At 41.1% G+C, this 18,681-nt stretch carries 15 protein-coding genes and 2 rRNA genes; 11 read left to right on the top strand and 6 right to left on the bottom strand.

Going from position 1 to position 18,681, the window contains the following annotated elements; all coding sequences use genetic code 11:
* The first annotated feature begins 13 nt into the window (after window positions 1-13).
* From ssuD to F2A31_RS15500, 6 genes are all read left to right on the top strand, one after another.
* A complete protein-coding gene (gene ssuD, locus F2A31_RS15475) occupies window positions 14-1,189 on the top strand; it encodes an FMNH2-dependent alkanesulfonate monooxygenase (RefSeq protein WP_150027491.1) in 1,176 nt (391 codons plus the stop codon).
* The gene (ssuC, locus tag F2A31_RS15480; RefSeq protein ID WP_004637372.1) at window positions 1,186-1,989 is read left to right on the top strand and encodes an aliphatic sulfonate ABC transporter permease SsuC; all 804 of its coding nucleotides are present in this window, start codon (window positions 1,186-1,188) and stop codon (window positions 1,987-1,989) included. Before ssuD ends, ssuC begins: the two co-directional genes overlap by 4 nt.
* A gap of 14 nt (window positions 1,990-2,003) precedes the next feature.
* Window positions 2,004-2,804, top strand: coding sequence for an ATP-binding cassette domain-containing protein (locus tag F2A31_RS15485; protein WP_150027493.1), 801 nt, complete (start codon window positions 2,004-2,006; stop codon window positions 2,802-2,804).
* Between the two features lie 241 nt (window positions 2,805-3,045).
* Window positions 3,046-3,657 carry a TetR/AcrR family transcriptional regulator gene (locus tag F2A31_RS15490; RefSeq protein WP_005085882.1) on the top strand — a complete coding sequence of 204 codons (612 nt, stop codon included), beginning with the start codon at window positions 3,046-3,048 and terminating at the stop codon, window positions 3,655-3,657.
* 697 nt (window positions 3,658-4,354) lie between these two features.
* Entirely contained in the window at window positions 4,355-4,639 is a 285-nt protein-coding gene (locus tag F2A31_RS15495) for a type II toxin-antitoxin system HigB family toxin (protein ID WP_150027495.1), read from the top strand.
* A 9-nt stretch (window positions 4,640-4,648) separates the two neighbouring features.
* Window positions 4,649-5,842 (top strand): ImmA/IrrE family metallo-endopeptidase, encoded by a 1,194-nt coding sequence (locus tag F2A31_RS15500; RefSeq protein WP_150027497.1) that lies wholly within the window; start codon window positions 4,649-4,651, stop codon window positions 5,840-5,842.
* Between the two features lie 107 nt (window positions 5,843-5,949).
* Here the strand turns inward: F2A31_RS15500 and F2A31_RS15505 are convergent, their stop codons facing one another.
* The 3 genes from F2A31_RS15505 to F2A31_RS15515 all read right to left on the bottom strand — a co-directional run bounded on the left by F2A31_RS15505 (window position 5,950) and on the right by F2A31_RS15515 (window position 8,684).
* Window positions 5,950-6,747 (bottom strand): abortive infection family protein, encoded by a 798-nt coding sequence (locus F2A31_RS15505; RefSeq protein WP_150027499.1) that lies wholly within the window; start codon window positions 6,745-6,747, stop codon window positions 5,950-5,952.
* Window positions 6,748-6,922: 175 nt separating this feature from the next.
* Entirely contained in the window at window positions 6,923-7,489 is a 567-nt protein-coding gene (locus F2A31_RS15510; protein WP_113997927.1) for a 5'-methylthioadenosine/S-adenosylhomocysteine nucleosidase family protein, read from the bottom strand.
* A 61-nt stretch (window positions 7,490-7,550) separates the two neighbouring features.
* Window positions 7,551-8,684, bottom strand: coding sequence for a TDT family transporter (locus tag F2A31_RS15515; protein ID WP_150027501.1), 1,134 nt, complete (start codon window positions 8,682-8,684; stop codon window positions 7,551-7,553).
* A 207-nt stretch (window positions 8,685-8,891) separates the two neighbouring features.
* Between F2A31_RS15515 and ribF the strand changes: the two genes are divergently transcribed.
* The 5 genes from ribF to F2A31_RS15540 all read left to right on the top strand — a co-directional run bounded on the left by ribF (window position 8,892) and on the right by F2A31_RS15540 (window position 14,455).
* Window positions 8,892-9,893 carry a bifunctional riboflavin kinase/FAD synthetase gene (gene ribF / locus F2A31_RS15520; RefSeq protein WP_004637365.1) on the top strand — a complete coding sequence of 334 codons (1,002 nt, stop codon included), beginning with the start codon at window positions 8,892-8,894 and terminating at the stop codon, window positions 9,891-9,893.
* Between the two features lie 62 nt (window positions 9,894-9,955).
* Window positions 9,956-12,793 (top strand): isoleucine--tRNA ligase, encoded by a 2,838-nt coding sequence (gene ileS, locus F2A31_RS15525; RefSeq protein ID WP_150027503.1) that lies wholly within the window; start codon window positions 9,956-9,958, stop codon window positions 12,791-12,793.
* Complete coding sequence (gene lspA / locus F2A31_RS15530) at window positions 12,786-13,316, top strand: signal peptidase II (protein ID WP_150027505.1); 531 nt, start codon at window positions 12,786-12,788, stop codon at window positions 13,314-13,316. The genes ileS and lspA overlap by 8 nt, the downstream gene beginning before the upstream one ends.
* On the top strand, window positions 13,316-13,798 hold the full coding sequence (locus F2A31_RS15535; protein ID WP_150027507.1) for an FKBP-type peptidyl-prolyl cis-trans isomerase: 483 nt from the start codon (window positions 13,316-13,318) through the stop codon (window positions 13,796-13,798). The genes lspA and F2A31_RS15535 overlap by 1 nt, the downstream gene beginning before the upstream one ends.
* 114 nt (window positions 13,799-13,912) lie before the next feature.
* A complete protein-coding gene (locus tag F2A31_RS15540; protein ID WP_150027509.1) occupies window positions 13,913-14,455 on the top strand; it encodes an NADPH-dependent FMN reductase in 543 nt (180 codons plus the stop codon).
* Window positions 14,456-14,789: 334 nt separating this feature from the next.
* Here the strand turns inward: F2A31_RS15540 and F2A31_RS15545 are convergent, their stop codons facing one another.
* The 3 genes from F2A31_RS15545 to F2A31_RS15555 form a co-directional block, all read right to left on the bottom strand.
* On the bottom strand, window positions 14,790-15,026 hold the full coding sequence (locus F2A31_RS15545) for a hypothetical protein (protein WP_150027511.1): 237 nt from the start codon (window positions 15,024-15,026) through the stop codon (window positions 14,790-14,792).
* A gap of 136 nt (window positions 15,027-15,162) precedes the next feature.
* Window positions 15,163-15,277: ribosomal RNA gene (gene rrf / locus F2A31_RS15550) — 5S ribosomal RNA — on the bottom strand.
* A 241-nt stretch (window positions 15,278-15,518) separates the two neighbouring features.
* A 23S ribosomal RNA gene (locus F2A31_RS15555) occupies window positions 15,519-18,410 on the bottom strand.
* Window positions 18,411-18,681: the final 271 nt, after the last annotated feature.

Consider the following 18,681-nt stretch of genomic DNA (forward strand, 5'->3'; position numbering starts at 1 on the left):
AAGGAATATCAACATGAATATTTTCTGGTTTATCCCCACTCACGGTGACAGTCGTTATTTAGGTACCAGCAAGGGTGCACGTCAAGTTGATCATGCTTATATGAAACAGATTGCTGTAGCGGTGGATAATCTCGGCTATGCAGGTGTATTAATTCCAACGGGACGTTCTTGTGAAGACCCTTGGATCACAGCCGCCAGCTTAATTGATGCCACCAAACAACTTAAATTTTTGGTGGCACTGCGCCCAGGCATTACCACACCCGCATTGGCCGCACGAATGGCAGCAACCTTTGATCGCCTGTCTAATGGTCGTATTTTATTGAACCTAGTGACAGGTGGTGATGAACAAGAGCTTAAAGGTGATGGCCTGTATGAAGACCATAACACGCGTTATCAAACCGCATCCGAATATGTCAAAATCTGGCGTGAAATCTTGACCCGCTCACATACAGGTGAATCCTTCACTTTTCATGGTGAGCGGTTAAGTGTCGATGATGCCAAACTGCTCTACCCGCCCGTACAACGTCCTTATCCACCGTTATGGTTTGGCGGTTCATCAGAAGCTGCTACTGAGTTAGCGGCGGAACAGGTCGATACCTATTTAACTTGGGGTGAGCCTCCTGCTGCAGTAAAAGAGAAAATTGAATATCTCCGCGCCAAAGCTGCAGCTAAAGGTCGCACACTCACTTATGGCATTCGCTTACATGTGATTGTTCGCGAAACCAATGAACAGGCATGGGCAGCCGCTGATGAACTGATCCAATATTTAGATGATGACACGATTGCAGCTGCACAGAAAAAATTTGCACAAATGGACTCTGTTGGTCAACAACGAATGGCCGCTTTGCACGGCGGACGTAAAGACCAACTCGAAGTCTCGCCAAATTTATGGGCAGGTATTGGTTTGGTCCGTGGTGGTGCTGGTACAGCTTTAGTTGGTGACCCAGAAACTGTGGCTGCACGCATTCAAGAATATGCGGATTTAGGCATTGATACCTTTATCTTCTCTGGATATCCGCATCTAGAGGAATCCATTCGATTTGCCGAGTTAGTCTTTCCTTTACTTCCCTTACAGACACGACAAAAACTGGCACAACCGCATTTGACTGGTCCTTTTGGAGAAATCATTGCCAACAACTATGTACCTGAAGAAAAGCAATCCAGACTTCCAAGCAAGGAAAGCGCATGACCAAACAACTTTATTTGAGCAATGTTTCACGTGGAACAAAACATATCACTAAAGGTTTGCTCCCTTGGCTATTTCCAATTCTACTTTTGACCATTTGGCAAATTGCGTCAAGCTCAGGCATTTTACAAAATCGTGTTTTACCCGCTCCAAGCGCAGTGGTGAGTGCATTTTGGCAACTATTGGTCAGTGGTGAACTTTGGCAGCACGTCCAAGTCAGTGCTGGTCGTGCCTTACTCGGTTTATTGATTGGAGGTGGTTTAGGCCTCATTTTAGGCTTATTAAATGGTTCATCTCGCATCGCATCAACCTTACTTGATACCACCTTACAAATGATCCGCAATATCCCTGCACTTGCTCTGATTCCATTGGTGATTTTATGGTTCGGCATTGATGAAACCGCCAAACTGTTTTTGGTGGCTGTTGGGGTGTTTTTCCCGATGTATATCAACACCTATCACGGTATTCGTTCCGTTGATCCTCAACTGATTGAAATGGGTAAAAGTTACGGACTCAATCGCTGGCAACTCTATAAAGAGATTATTCTCCCCGGTGCCATGCCTTCGATTCTGGTGGGACTACGTTTCTCCCTAGGCTTGGTATGGGTCTTACTCATTGTTGCAGAGACGATTTCAGCACAAGCAGGTATCGGCTATATGACCATGAATGCACGTGAGTTTTTGCAAACAGATATCGTCTTGGTCGGTATTTTACTGTACGCCTTACTCGGTAAATTAGCAGATGTACTGGCACAAGCATTGGAACGTTATTTATTACGCTGGCATGCAGGTTATCAAAAATAAAAAGGGGGACTAAAATGAGTAATTTAAACCTAAATTTTCATGATAATCATGAAATTAAAACACTTACTGAAGTAAAAACAGCACCCTCAGCTGCCAATGGGGCAGAGATTCTGATCGAGCAGCTGTATAAATTCTATGCAGAGGTCAAGGTGCTTGAAGATTTAGACCTCCAGATCAAAGCCGGTGAATTTGTTGCAATCGTTGGTCGGAGTGGGTGTGGGAAAAGCACCTTATTGCGTCTCATCGCTCAATTAGAAAAACCCAGCTATGGTGAAATCAAATTTCAATCTGCTCGAAATTTTCGTGAAGGCATCAGCAGTGCGGATATTCGAGTCATGTTCCAAGACCCAAGATTATTGCCATGGAAAAGTGTTTTAGCAAATGTGCAACTTGGCTTATCCAAACATCAGCATGCGCTGGCAAGTACGCTACTAGAAAAAGTTGGCTTAAAAGACAAAGCCTCACAATGGCCTGCACAACTTTCGGGTGGACAACGTCAACGTGTTGCTTTAGCACGAGCATTGTCCCATTCTCCACGCATTTTGCTGCTAGATGAACCACTTGGAGCGCTGGATGCATTAACGCGTTTGGAAATGCAAAATCTGATTGAACAACTGTGGAAAGAGCAAGGCTTTACCGCAGTTTTAGTTACCCATGATGTCAGTGAGGCCGTGCAATTGGCTGATCGAATTATCCTGCTTGATCAGGGTCATATTGCACAGGATTTCAAAGTTAATCTCCCCCGCCCTCGTAAAAAGAGCATTGCTTTTGCGCAACTCGAACAACAAGTCCTTGATGCGGTTTTAGCTAGCTAAAACCGTGTACCTCTTCAAAATTGCACTAAAATATCTCAAGCATCATGCAGATGCTGCCGCGATCATGATCGAATTATTAACAAAATATGTATTTTAGAGTTTAGATTCTAATAATTATCAAATAGATCCTTACCACTGATCGTAGAATCACAACTTTTTAAATAAAAAAACTGTGTTGTTGTGCACAAATCCGACAATTTATCTTACAATGTCAAAGACATTTTTTGAATCAAGCTCGCAGATGGAACAGAAAAAAAGTACACAAAAGCGCAATCAACTGCTGAATGCTGCCCTCGATGTTTTCTCTGTCTATGGGTTCAGTGGTGCTAGTCTCGATGAGATTGCTCAGCTTGCGAATATGCATAAGTCGAATATTTTCTATTATTATGAAAATAAAGAATCCCTCTATGTGGAAGTCTTGACCACCGTATTACAAAAGTGGCTTGCTCCCTTACAAACTTTAGAGTCAGAGCTTGAACCAACAGAAGCACTGACCCACTATCTGATTCAAAAGCTTGAAAGCTCGCGTGACCAGCCTAAAGCTTCTCGTTTATTTGCCTTGGAAATCATTCAAGGTGCGCCACATATTTTGCCCATCTTAAAAGGCCCTTTGAAAAAGCTCTTCAAGCGTAAAACCAAAGTGATTCAAACGTGGCAAGAACAAGGCAAATTGTCTCAGGATATTGATCCAGAATTATTGATTATCAATATTTGGGCAATTACTCAGAACTATGCTGATTTTGCAACGCAAATGGAGATGGTGACGGGTAAAACACTACGCAACCGCAGTATGTACCAACGCACTATTGAACACACTGTGCATTTGATGCTGTATGGCGTAATTCCTCGTTAAGTTTTCTTCACAAGCCTTATTTTAGTGATTAAAATACACGAAAAAAGTGACTTCGATAGTCGCTTTTTCTTGCCAAATGGTTAAGGCGATTATTCAACTGAACTAATCAAAAAATGTGGAACGTTGATTAAGAAACATACGTGGAACATGAATAGTCACGAAAAAGCCGTTCAAGTGTGCTTAAACTTGGAACGGCTTACGTTGAGATAAAAGGAAAAGTTAAAAAATTACGCATAAGGCGTATTATGTTAATTTTAGGAAATCTTAAAATTTATCAACGACAAAAAACTCTTACATACCGAGCTTTTTATACTAGAAATTATTAAATCAAGAAATACGATCAACCCTACCTATGGCTTTAATAAGTGTTCTATATGTTTCACTATTTTTTCATTTGAGTTGATTGTTCTAAAGCTGATAGACGATTTAATGCTAAAGGGTTTCCAATATTTTCAACTGACATTTTTTGATCCTTTTTAATATTCATTTAATAGAATGAAGGTGAAAAATGTATTTTCAAGTGTAAGACTAAATACCTTCATCACTTTAATTTTCCTTATAAAAACATGAAAATTCAAAATCTACGATTTAAAAATTCGTTATAATAGCATCACCGCTAAAAATTCCCAATTAAGGGAATATGTAAAAAAGATACCAAAAAGGTAACCTTTAGTATAAAATTATCTCTAGGGAAGTCATGAAAGTATTAGGTTTAGATTTATTAACTGATTTCTCTAAAAAGCATGCTAATTCAAAATCGCAATTAGATGCTTGGTATGCCGAAGCTAAACAAGCTGATTGGAAGACGACTCATGATATTAAGCAAAGATATAGCTCTGCAGATTTTTTATCTGATAACAGAGTAATTTTTAACATCAAGGGAAATGACTACCGCCTTGTAGTTCAAGTTAGATATCAAAACGGTATCGTTAAAATTGAGTGGTTAGGTACTCATGCTGAATATAGTAAAAAGAAGTTTTAGGAATTGGCTATGAATCTAAAAATTATAAAAAATGCTAATGATCATGCAGATGCTCTTAAAAGATTAGATGAATTATTTGATTTAGATCCTATTGAAGGATCTAAAGAAAGTAATGAACTAGATGTTTTAGCTCTGCTAATTGAGCAATATGAAATGGAAAAATTTCCTATTGATAAACCAACACCTATTGAAGCAATTAAATTTCGTATGGATCAACAAGGTTTAAAAGCTAAAGACCTTGTGCCTTACATTGGTTCAGCCCCGAAAGTTTCAGAAGTTCTAAACAATAAACGTTCACTTAGTTTATCTATGATTAGAAAATTAAATGAAGGTTTGGGTATCCCTGTAGATATATTAATTCAAGACTGCGATAAACTTGAAACTTACCATGACCATTTGGATTATAGACAGTTTCCTTTAGTTGAAATTTTTAATAGAGGTTATTTAACTAGCTTCGCAGGAAACCTAAATGATCTAAAAGAATATGCTTCTGAGCATATAAGTGATTTTTTAAAGAAAGCAGGTTTTAATTCTAGTTTCCAACCTATGTTAGCTCGAAGCAGTGCTAATTTAAGCGGAAATTCGAAAGAATGTGATGCTTATGCAAGATTAATATGGCAAGCACAAATTATACATAAAGCTAACGGTTTGAATATAAGTGATGAATATGCCGTTGGAACAGTAACAAAAGAATGGATGCAAGAAGTTGCAAAACTTTCTTGGTATCAATCAGGTCCTCAACTAGCAATAGAGCATTTAAAAAAATTTGGAATAACAGTTGTTCTCGAAAAACATTTACCAAAAACCTATTTAGATGGTGCTGTATGTTTCCATAATGGTAAACCTATAATAGCTTTGACATTACGACGAGATACTATAGATAATTTTTGGTTTACTCTCATGCATGAGTTAGCCCATATATCTCTTCACTTTGATCAAAATGAAGAATGGTTTCTAGATGATTTAGAGCAAACCTGTGATGATCCAAGAGAAGATGAAGCCAATGCTTTAGCTAGAGAAGTTTTGATTCCAAATAACATATTTTATAGCTATCCACACACTGATAAAGGCGTTTCTGAGATGGCAAGCCATTTACGAATTTCACCTTGTATCGTTGCCGGTAGAATTAGATTCGAAGCTAATAATTTTAGATTATTTGGGCAAAAATTTAGAGATCAAACAAGTAAAATACTTAAAATTTAGAACAGTCCCACAAATAACTAAACTTCATTAACTATTGTGTTATTTAATATAAAATCTCTTATCTAGAAAACAGGATCTCATGGCTCCTGTTTTCTAGAAAGAAAGCTTTATTTTTTGGATTCTTTCCAGCTTTCTAAGACATATAACCCTATTGTATGAGCAGCGTGAATAGCAAGTCGGGCATGTCTTGGTTTTAAGTTATACTGTTTTACTCCAGCACCATGTGCCGAACTAGCATGTGTTCTTAAAGAGGCTATGCCATCTACAACAGAAATAATTCCAGAAATAATTCTCAAAAGATCTTCATCTTCGACTGAATCTCTTTGAATATTTAAAGATTTTCTGACAACATCAAATAGGTTTTTTAAATCTTTTTTATTAGGCATCGTTAAGTTATTTTCTGCTATATAAACCTTGCAAATCGATTCTAGAATATTACTTGCTGCTGACACTGCTTCTCTTGGACTAGCATCTACATGTGTAAGAGCTCTCATGAATTCCTGATCTAATGCAGGTATTTCTAGTCCTTTTATAACGCTCTCTAAGCTTTTGGTAGGAGTTGTCAGTGAACCGCTAATAATTCCCCCTCTTATATAAAGCAAAGAATTATCAGATAAAATTTTCTTTATACTTTCTATTTGTTGATCAAACCTATCTTGATCTCTAGGGTAAAGAATTCCTCCATCTAAATATTTTTCTAGAACTTTTCCTAGAACTTTTAGTGGGTCAGGATCAGATTTATTCACATTCATCAGTACTTGTTGAACTTTTGCAGGCTTACTTACATCAGGAATTTCAGAATTAATTTCAGCATACAAGAATAAATTATCTAAGGTTGCATGGCTTTCATGTTCTGGAAGCACTTCTGAAAGAATAGCTATAAGATTTAAAGGGATCTTTGACATAATGATTTAATAAAATTAAAAAAGTAATAATGATTGTTTTTATCATACAAACTTAATATTTAACATAAAATCTCTTATGCATAACCAGCTTGCAAGCTAAAGTAATTTTTAATTTCAACAATCTACCGATACGCAAAAGTCCACTCATACAAACTACAAGGCTAAACCTTTGCATTTAAAAATGATCTTGATACAACGCCAATAATTTTTGAGCGCCCAAGAGTAAGTTCTCTTCCCAATCAAGATGCGCAGTATCATTGGCGCCATCCGTTATATATTTAACTGAGATCAACCGCACACCAAGTTTTTGACAAACTTTGGCTAAAGCATACGCCTCCATATCCACCAAATTACAGCTGACCTTTGGTAAACCTGTTTCAAAAGAATCACCTGTACCACAAATGCCTTTGGGTAAGTGTTCAAAGTGTGGTTGAGTATAAATCTCTGCGGGGATGTCATCATCCATTGGAGTTACACCTACAGCAAAACCCAAAGGCGATACATCCATATCACGTTGCACAAATGTCGTCACTTCTACCAAGCTATGCGCATCAAAATGCGAACTACCCGCACTACCTAAATTAATCAGCGTCTTGCAGCCTGTTTTCTGAATCACTTCAAAGGCTTTGAATGCCGCATTTACTTTGCCGATTCCACTGTAATGAACGTCAATACCAGCTTGCTCAAACAAACCTTTAGATTCATTCGGCAACGCCATAATCAGGGCAATATCAGCATTCATAAAAGACTCGTTCAAATAAAAATAGAGACACAAAAAAGGTGTGCTAAAGCACACCTGGATATTACCGCATCTTCTGTTGCAACGCAGCCAGACAAGGCGAGAAAAAGAGTTGACCGCTATACGCTCCAGCTACAGTTTTTTTCATTACCAAAGCCCACAGCCCTATTAGCAATAAACTTAGAACCACAGCGATAGATTGTAAAAAAGCAACTTGCAGTTGATGCGCTAAGTTAAAGATCGCCAAAATAAATACACCGAATGGGAAAGTCAGTCCCCACCAACCCAAATTAAATGGAATCCCAGTACGAATATGACGCAATGTGGTCAAGATCGCGATTCCAAACCACCATAATCCAAAGCCCAATAATACCAAACTCGCCACAATGCCTAATGTAGGCAGTAAGTTTGCTAAATTTTCAAAGCCCATCGCCTGCATGATACGTGGTGCTTGTTCCCCCAATAATAATAACGCCAAAGCCCCTGTGCCAATTGGTCCTAAACAAAGCCAGCTAGAAATTGCCACCTCTTTCTCAGGCAGTTGATGTAAAGCCAAACGTAGCATTAAGATGGTCAGAATTGCAAAAGCCGGCAATACAGAAATCCCCCATAGCACATAGCCTGTGACTAAAATATTGAATGCGTGCTGATCGGCAGTTAAATGTTGTAATAATACTCCCGCTGAGCTCGCAGCCACTTCACAAGCCACAATCGGTAACAACCATACTGCGGTCATCCGTTGTAATAAATGATCTTGGCAGCTAAACATACAAAATGGCACGATCCATGCGATCACTACAGCGAGAAATACATCGAAATACCAAAGATACTCGGCAATTTGTACCGCAATATCACCATATAAATGCGTTCCAAAGCTGAGAAAACCATTGATGATCGTCGCCAGCCCCATCGGAATAGCCCCTAAAAACAGGCTCATATTTGGATGACTAAAAATCTGTTTTGCTTCCGTTGGAAATAAAATCCAGCGCAACATATAAAGCACACTAAAACTCATGAAGAGCAAAATATTCAATTGCCATAATTGTGTCGCCAACTTGAATAATAGAGCAGAAGCAAAAGGTAACTGTGCTAAAATCATTGCCACAACACCAGTTCCCATAGTGGCTGTAAACCAGTTTGGGGTAAAATGGCGAATGACATCTCGACTTTGTTCTAGCTGATAAAATGGCTTTTTCATCTCTATCTCAATATTCAGCAACATGGATTGATTTTAGTTCAGCTTTAAAATAAGAAAAATTGATTTATTTTTATTTAATTCATCAGATTTATTTATATAAAAATGCTTAAATATTGAAATTTCTCTGTGTAAAAACACAACAACAAGACGAAACGCTGAGAATATGGCAATATATAGCCTTTGTAAAAATCACTGTATTTAACGCCCATGAAGTTGCTTCGTCTCAACGCATTATCGCCAAATTTTCAGTTACCTCCGACTGCGGTAACGATTGGCAATTTTGATGGTGTCCATCTTGGTCATCAAGCGATGATTGCCCAGCTTAAATCGTTAGCATCTGCTCAAGGCTTAAAAACTTTAGTGATGATTTTTGAGCCACAACCGCTTGAATTTTTTAAAGGTTATGATGCCCCACCCCGCATTAGCTCCTTACGAGAAAAAGTAGAATATTTAACTGAACTAGGTGTGGATTACATTGCGGTAGCAAAGTTTGATCAATACTTTAGAAGCCTGAATGCGACTGAATTTGCGGATTTACTCAAATTTAAGCTCAATGCCCAAACCCTTGTTTTGGGAGATGACTTTCATTTTGGCAAAGACCGCCAAGGAAACAGTGAATTCTTAAGAGATTATGGTTTTAATGTCACCAATTTAGATACGATTGCACTGAATGATGAACGTGTCAGTTCAACCCGTATTCGTCAGGTTCTACAAGAAGGTGATCTGGCATTAGCAGCTAAACTGCTGGGTCGTCCTTACAGCATCACGGGTCGTGTGCAATATGGCGATCAAATCGGACGTACACTGGATTTTCCAACAATTAATGTTCGTCTAAATCGTCATAAGCCTTGTCTAAGTGGCATCTATGCAGTCGATGTGGTGTGTGAAAATGCCTCACTGACAGCAAAAGTAAAACATACAAACCCTGCCCTGAACGGCATTGCAGGGTATCAAAGTGATAGCTTATTCGGTGCTGGCCATGTGGGGACTCGTCCTGCGATCGAACAAGTTCAGCCTGAGTGGCGATTAGAAGTACATTTCCCTGATGTTTCTGCTAATCTGTATGGCTTATTAATGCGGGTAACCTTTCTTCACTATTTACATGGTGAACTGAATTACCCTTCGCTTGAAGCACTCAAAGCTGGAATAGATGATGATGTGCAAAAACTACGAGACTATCGTAATCGTACTTCAGAATTTCCTTTTTAAATTTAATTTTCATTTGTAATACATGTCAGTTTATACACTGATCAAACTGGAAGAAAACTTGCATGAGCGATAAGCAAACTCCTGAAAATGCAGTGGATTATAAAGCCACACTCAATTTACCTCATACTGAATTTGCGATGAAAGCAAATTTGGCTGTGCGTGAAGCCAAATGGTTAGAAGAGTGGTATGCCGACAACATTTATCAGCAGATTCGCGCATCGCGTATTGGCAAGAAGAAATACGTGCTACATGACGGTCCTCCATATGCCAATGGACAAATCCATTTAGGTCATGCGGTCAATAAAGTCCTCAAGGACATTATTATTAAAAGCCGTGTATTGGATGGCTTCGATGCGCCTTATGTACCAGGTTGGGACTGTCATGGTCTGCCAATCGAACTTAAAGTGGAAGAAAAAGTCGGTAAAGTTGGCGTGAAAGTAGACGCATCAACGTTCCGTAAAGCCTGCCGTGAATACGCTTACACACAAGTTGAATTACAAAAGAAAGACTTCGTGCGTATGGGTGTGTTTGGTGACTGGGACAATCCGTATCTGACTATGAACTTTAAACAAGAGGCGGACATCGTTCGCTCGCTTGGTGCGATTGCTAAAGCTGGTCATATTGAACCGGGCTTAAAACCTGTGAACTGGTGTTTGGACTGTGGTTCTGCACTGGCTGAAGCCGAAGTTGAATACGAAGATAAAAAATCAGATGCTATTGACGTTGGCTTCACCGTTGTTGATCTCAAAGATTTAAGCGCACGCCTAAGTGTTGATGTACAAGATGTAACGGATATCGTGATCTGGACGACCACGCCATGGACACTACCTGCCAACCAAGCAGTTGCGGTACATGCCGACATCGACTATCAACTTGTTCAAATTCAGAACGATCGTGGTACGCAAAACTTCATTCTTGCTAAAGATCTAGTGGAATCTGCCATCGAACGTTACAAGCTTGAAAATCCAGTCGTACTGGCTGATTTTAAAGGCGCTGTCATCGAAAACCTATTATTACAACATCCGTTGATTACAGATCGCCAAGTCCCTGTGATCGTCGGTGAACATGTCATCGCAACCAGTGGTACAGGTGCCGTACATACCGCACCGGGCCATGGTGTGGACGACTATAAGGTTGGCCTACAGTACAACCTAAAAGTGGATAATCCAGTCGGTGGCAATGGTGTATATTTACCAACAGCACCGATTTTTGCTGGCGAGCACATCTATAAAGCCAATCCAAAAATTATAGAAGCATTGGGAGCAACAGGTCGTTTGTGGGCGCATCAACCGATCAAACACAGCTACCCACATTGCTGGCGTCATAAAACGCCAATCATCTTCCGTGCGACACCGCAATGGTTTATCAGCATGGATGCCAAAGGCTTGCGTCAAACTGCATTAAATGCGATTGAAAATGACATCGAATTTGTCCCAGATTGGGGTAAAAACCGTATCCAATCGATGATTGAAGGCCGTCCAGATTGGTGTATTTCTCGTCAACGTACTTGGGGCGTGCCAATTCCGTTCTTTGTACACAAAGATACCAATGCGTTACACCCACGTACACCTGAATTGATCGAAGAAGTTGCCCAACTGATTGAGCAAGAAGGGATTGATGCTTGGTATAACCGTGATGCCAGCGACTTCATTGGTGCTGATGCCGAACAATACAATGCTGTTCGCGATACCTTAGACGTTTGGTTCGACTCAGGAACCACACACTACGCAGTATTGCGTGAACGTGAAGAGTTGCAAGACCCTGCTGATCTATACCTTGAGGGTTCAGACCAACACCGTGGCTGGTTCCAATCGTCTTTGTTAACTTCAATTGCAATCAATGAACGTGCACCTTATAAAGGCTTACTCACACACGGCTTCGTCGTAGATGAGAAAGGTCGTAAAATGTCTAAATCATTAGGCAACATCATCACGCCACAAGATATCATCAAAGATATGGGTGCAGATGGCTTACGCTTCTGGATCGCTTCGGCTGACTATCGCTATGAAATGACCGCAGGTAAAGAGATCTTTAGCCGTGCATCTGATGGTTATCGTCGTATCCGTAATACCCTACGTTTCTTATTGGCGAATTTAAATGGTTTTAAACCATCAACCGATGCATTACCTGTAGATGAACTGATTGCATTGGATCAGTACATTTTACAACGTGCGGCTGAAGTACAAAAAACCATTCAGCAAGCCTATGAAGAGATGAACTTCCACATTGTCACTAACGCATTGACCAATTTCTGTATCAATGACTTAGGTGGTTTCTATCTCGACATCATCAAAGATCGTCAATACACAACAAAAGCGGACTCACAAGCGCGTCGTTCAGCACAAACTGCGCTGTATCATTTGGTACAAGCGTTCGTTCGTTGGATGGCACCAATTCTAAGCTTTACCGCTCAAGAAGCTTGGCCATTGATTCCTGAACAAACAGATAAATATGTATTTACGGCTGAATGGTACGATATCCCAACTGCATCAACAGCAAACTTGCTTTCTGAAGCAGATTGGCAAACATTGATTAGCGTAAAATCAGCAGTAAATAAACAGATCGAAGCAGCACGTAACGCTAAACTGATCGGCAGTAACTTATCTGCCAAAGTTGAACTTTGGGCGGATGAAGCGTTACAAAAACTGCTAAACCAACTGGCTGACGAATTACGTTTTGTCTTGATTACCTCTCAAGTCATCGTCCACCCTTATGCAGAACAAGGCGAAAGCACTGACCTTGAAGGTTTACGTGTGAAAGTCTCAGCTGCGGATGGTGAAAAATGTGTACGTTGCTGGCATGTATTGCCAGATGTAAATACACATGAAGGTCATACGGGTTTATGCGCGCGTTGTATTGTCAACGTCACTGGCAGTGGCGAAGTGAGAAAGTATGCCTAATTCACAAGCAAAACAAGGCTTGTTCCAATTCTATCCTCATAACTTGCTGTGGCTTGGACTTTCAGTCCTTGCCATTGTGTTGGATCAATGGACAAAATGGATCGCAAGCTCGCATTTAAACTATGCGGATCCTGTACCCGTATTGCCTTTTCTCAATTGGACATTGCTGCATAATTACGGTGCAGCATTTAGCTTTTTATCTGATGCAGGCGGATGGCAACGCTACTTCTTCACCTCACTTGCGGCAATTGTTTCAATCATTTTTGTATTTTGGCTCATGCGTATGCCTAAGAAAATGATTATTTTACCTATGTCAATTGCTTTGATTTTAGGCGGTGCAGTTGGTAATTTGATTGATCGCGTCAGTCTTGGCTATGTCGTGGATTTTATCCATGTCTATTATCAAAACAGCCATTTCCCTGCCTTCAACCTCGCAGACAGTGCCATTACCCTAGGTACGATTTTGCTTCTCATTGACACCTTCTTCTTAGAGAAGAAACGTAACCAAAAGGCGGATGTATAATGACTGACATTATCCAACCAAACGAAGAAATCCGGATTGAAGACGGCTCAAAAGTTGATTTGCATTTTTCAGTATCGATCGAAAATGGTGTTGAAATCGATAACACCCGCGGTCGTGAAGAACCTGTCTCTTTAGTGATTGGTGATGGCAATTTACTTCCAGGCTTTGAAAAGGCTTTATTTGGTTTACGTGCAGGTGATCGCCGTACCGTACATTTGCCACCAGAAGATGCTTTTGGTCCATGGAATCCTGAAAATATTCAAACTTTTGATACCGTGAAGTTTGAACAACGTCCTATCATCGGGCATATGATTGAATTTGAAGATAAAGCTAAAGCAACCTTGTTTGGCATCGTAAAATCAGTCAATGATGACATTACCGAGATCGATTTCAATCATCCACTTGCTGGTAAAAATATTACCTTTGAAGTGGAAATTTTCAAAGTTACCCCTGCGGGTCAGCAAGGCATTAAACTGATGTAACATAAAAGCTCTCAAATGAGAGCTTTTTTTATCCCTAAAGAAAAGTATAAGATCATATTCAACAACCCATTTTCAAAACTTCAATCATTCAATTCAAACAATATAGGATTAAAAATGCTCATTTATATTATTGTCGGTAGTGTACGTGAAGGACGAACTGCAATTAAAGTCGCAAACTGGGTACAGCAAGCAACTTCTGAACTCGCGTTAAATAATATTCAAACAGAAATCGTAGACTTAAAAGAATGGGATCTGCCTATTTTTGCGGGCGCTCATCCGCCAGCTTCTGGTATCTATGATCAACCAAAGCAACAAGCGTGGGCGGATAAAATTGCAACTGCTGATGCATTCATCTTCATCAGCCCAGAATATAATCATGGCTACAGCCCTGCACTGAAGAATGCCTTAGACTATCTTGGCAAAGAATGGCAAGGTAAACCTGCTGCTTATATTGGTTATGGCGCAACTAATGGCTCACGTTCAATCAGCCAAATTCGTCAGGTTGCTTCCGGCCTAGGAGTAGTTGACCCAAATGCAGTTATGGAAATCCGAGATATCTTTAAACGCAATAAAGATGAAAAATTTGAGGCTAATGAGTTTGAAATAAAAGCACTTCAACCACTCATTGAAAAACTGCAGAAATACCACCTCAAATAATCATGTAAGCCTAAACCTACATTAATCGGGGAGATTGACGAATATACAACGCCTCTGATTCACCTTAATATATAAATCATACAGAGACAGGAAGTCTCATTGAAAATAACAAGACCCACAGGAAGTGGTTGTTTATAGGAAATAAACGACAATAAACTAAATACGAAGAAGCCCCGTCAGGATGATGGGGCTTCTTTTTATATAGCGACATTAAAGCTTTAAAATCATCAATATTTACTATTAAATCAGACCTTCCTTATCATTACCTTCTAGGAATAGAGAAAAGTTAATTACAAATAGTACGTGATATCAATAATATGTATCGAATCTCAATTTATCGAATCTCATAAATTGGTTGATACATATCCTTATATTGATGAATTTTATTGCCTCTTATTTCAAACTCTGCCTGTACTAAATCCATATATGGATAGATTTCATTACCCTTTATTTCATAAACTGGCTGAAATAAATTTATGCATTTATAAATTTTATTGCCTCGTACTTCATAAATGGCCTGACTAGCACTCATGTATGTATACAGTTTTTTTCCATTATATTCATTAGACATGCAAAATCTCTATACGCTTCAAATTATTTAAACAAGATGCCACATAAGCCTTTTCAATTTCTATTATCTTTTAGTTATTTTTTAATCAAAATAAAAAACACCCCCAGCCATTAGGTTGGGGGTGTTTAGATTTAAAAGCTGGCGATGACTTACTCTCACATGGCAAGTGCCACACTACCATCAGCGCGAAGAGGTTTCACTTCTGAGTTCGGGAAGGGATCAGGTGGTTCACTCTTGCTATTGTCGCCAGCAAACTGTTTTGGCTTTGGGTGGTCTTACTTTTAAACTTATTATTAAGTTCATGCCACTTAGTACCGAAAGAGTTATTAACGGATTAGTAGAACATAAAGCATAGCTTTATGTCTTGCGCTCGGGCAAAGATTATTAATCTTTGCTTATCCTCGCTCATGAGTCTGTATTGTAACTAGTTTTAACACTAAATCAAGTTATGTATTGAATTTATCTTGAATACAACAACTGTTTGGGTGTTGTATAGTCAAGCCTCACGAGCAATTAGTATTGGTCAGCTTCACACGTCACCGTGCTTCCACACCCAACCTATCAACGTCCTAGTCTCGAACGGCTCTTTAGAGGAATAAATTCCTAGGGAAATCTTATCTTGAGGTAGGCTTCCCGCTTAGATGCTTTCAGCGGTTATCCCTTCCGAACATAGCTACCCGGCGATGCGACTGGCGTCACAACCGGTACACCAGAGGTTCGTCCACTCTGGTCCTCTCGTACTAGGAGCAGATCCTCTCAAATTTCCAGCGCCCACGGTAGATAGGGACCGAACTGTCTCACGACGTTCTAAACCCAGCTCGCGTACCTCTTTAAATGGCGAACAGCCATACCCTTGGGACCTGCTTCAGCCCCAGGATGAGATGAGCCGACATCGAGGTGCCAAACACCGCCGTCGATATGAACTCTTGGGCGGTATCAGCCTGTTATCCCCAGAGTACCTTTTATCCGTTGAGCGATGGCCCTTCCATACAGAACCACCGGATCACTAAGACCTACTTTCGTACCTGCTCGACTTGTGGGTCTCGCAGTTAAGCGCGCTTTTGCCTTTATACTCTACGCGTGATTTCCGACCACGCTGAGCGCACCTTCGTACTCCTCCGTTACTCTTTAGGAGGAGACCGCCCCAGTCAAACTACCCACCAGACATGGTCCTCGTCCCGGATTACGGGACAGAGTTAGAACCTCAACATTACCAGGGTGGTATTTCAAGGACGGCTCCATTGGAACTAGCGTTCCAACTTCAAAGCCTCCCACCTATCCTACACAAGTAAGGTCAAAGTTCAATGTCAAGCTGCAGTAAAGGTTCACGGGGTCTTTCCGTCTAGCCGCGGGTACACTGCATCTTCACAGCGATTTCGATTTCACTGAGCCTCTGCTGGAGACAGCGCCGCCATCATTATGCCATTCGTGCAGGTCGGAACTTACCCGACAAGGAATTTCGCTACCTTAGGACCGTTATAGTTACGGCCGCCGTTTACTGGGGCTTCGATCAAGAGCTTCGCTTACGCTAACCCCATCAATTAACCTTCCAGCACCGGGCAGGCATCACACCCTATACGTCCACTTTCGTGTTTGCAGAGTGCTATGTTTTTAATAAACAGTTGCAGCGGCCTGGTTTCTGTGGCTGCCAATAGCTCAGGGAGCAAGTCCCATCACCGTCAGCAGCGTACCTTCTCCCGAAGTTACGGTACCATTTTGCCTAGTTCCTTCAGCAGAGTTCTCTCAAGCGCTTTGGTCTACTCGACCTGACCACCTGTGTCGGTTTCGGGTACGATTCCTGTGTAACTGAAGCTTAGAGACTTTTCCTGGAAGCATGGTATCAGCCACTTCACTGTACAAGTACAGCTTGCTATCAGTTCTCAGCATAGAGTACCCCGGATTTGCCTAAGATACATGCCTACAACCTTCCACCTGGACAACCAACGCCAGGCTGACTTAACCTTCTCCGTCCTCTCATCGCATTACACAGAAGTATTGGAATATTAACCAATTTCCCATCGACTACGCCTCTCGGCCTCGCCTTAGGGGTCGACTCACCCAGCCCCGATTAACGTTGGACTGGAACCCTTGGTCTTTCAGCGAACGGGTTTTTCACCCGTTTTGTCGTTACTCACGTCAGCATTCGCACTTCTGATACCTCCAGCATACTTCTCAATACACCTTCATCGGCTTACAGAACGCTCCCCTACCACTTGACTAAAAGTCAAATCCGCAGCTTCGGCACATAGTTTTAGCCCCGTTACATCTTCCGCGCAGGCCGACTCGACTAGTGAGCTATTACGCTTTCTTTAAAGGGTGGCTGCTTCTAAGCCAACCTCCTAGCTGTCTATGCCTTCCCACATCGTTTCCCACTTAACTATGATTTTGGGGCCTTAGCTGGCGGTCTGGATTGTTTTCCTCTTGACTACGGACGTTAGCACCCGCAGTCTGTCTCCCGGATAGTACTCATCGGTATTCGGAGTTTGCATCGGTTTGGTAAGTCGGGATGACCCCCTAGCCGAAACAGTGCTCTACCCCCAATGGTATTCGTCCGAGGCGCTACCTAAATAGCTTTCGGGGAGAACCAGCTATCACCAGGCTTGATTAGCCTTTCACCCCTATCCACAAGTCATCCCCTGGCTTTTCAACGACAGTGGGTTCGGTCCTCCAGTTAGTGTTACCCAACCTTCAACCTGCTCATGGATAGATCGCCTGGTTTCGGGTCTATACCCAGCAACTATACGCCCTATTAAGACTCGATTTCTCTACGGCTCCCCTATGCGGTTAACCTCGCTACTGAATATAAGTCGCTGACCCATTATACAAAAGGTACGCAGTCACACCACGAAGGTGCTCCCACTGCTTGTATGCATGCGGTTTCAGGATCTATTTCACTCCCCTCACAGGGGTTCTTTTCGCCTTTCCCTCACGGTACTGGTTCACTATCGGTCAGTCAGGAGTATTTAGCCTTGGAGGATGGTCCCCCCATATTCAGACAAGGTTTCACGTGCCTCGCCCTACTCGTCATCATTGTGTGTGCCCTTTCGTGTACGGGAATATCACCCTCTACGTTCGCACTTCCCAGAGCGTTCCACTAGAACACACACAACTTAATGGGCTGATCCCCGTTCGCTCGCCGCTACTAAGGGAATCTCAATTGATTTCTTTTCCTAAGGGTACTGAGATGTTTCACTTCCCCTCGTTCGCTTCAATAACCTATGTATTCAGTTATTGATACCCGCCTTTTAGCGGGTGGGTTCCCCCATTCAGATATCTCCGGATCAAAGGATATTTGCCGCCTCCCCGGAGCTTTTCGCAGGCTATCACGTCTTTCATCGCCTCTGACTGCCAAGGCATCCACCACATGCACTTAATTACTTGACTATACAACCCCAAACAGTCGTTAACACATACAAGTGAGTGTTATCGTTGCAAACTTAATTGCTACTGGTTTGTTGTCTGTGAACTTAATCACCATACAGCTTCAATCTAAATTCATATACCAAAACGCTTGATTCAGTGTTTTTGCTAGTTCTCAATTTCATTCTTTCGAATGAATTGAGTGAACAATTTATTTCAGACTCAATTCTACTAATCTGTTAATGATTAACTACAGCCTCGTCAGCTTGCAGTAAACTGTGATAAATCACAGAAG

The sequence above is a fragment of the Acinetobacter suaedae genome (assembly GCF_008630915.1).
GTDB lineage: Bacteria > Pseudomonadota > Gammaproteobacteria > Pseudomonadales > Moraxellaceae > Acinetobacter > Acinetobacter suaedae.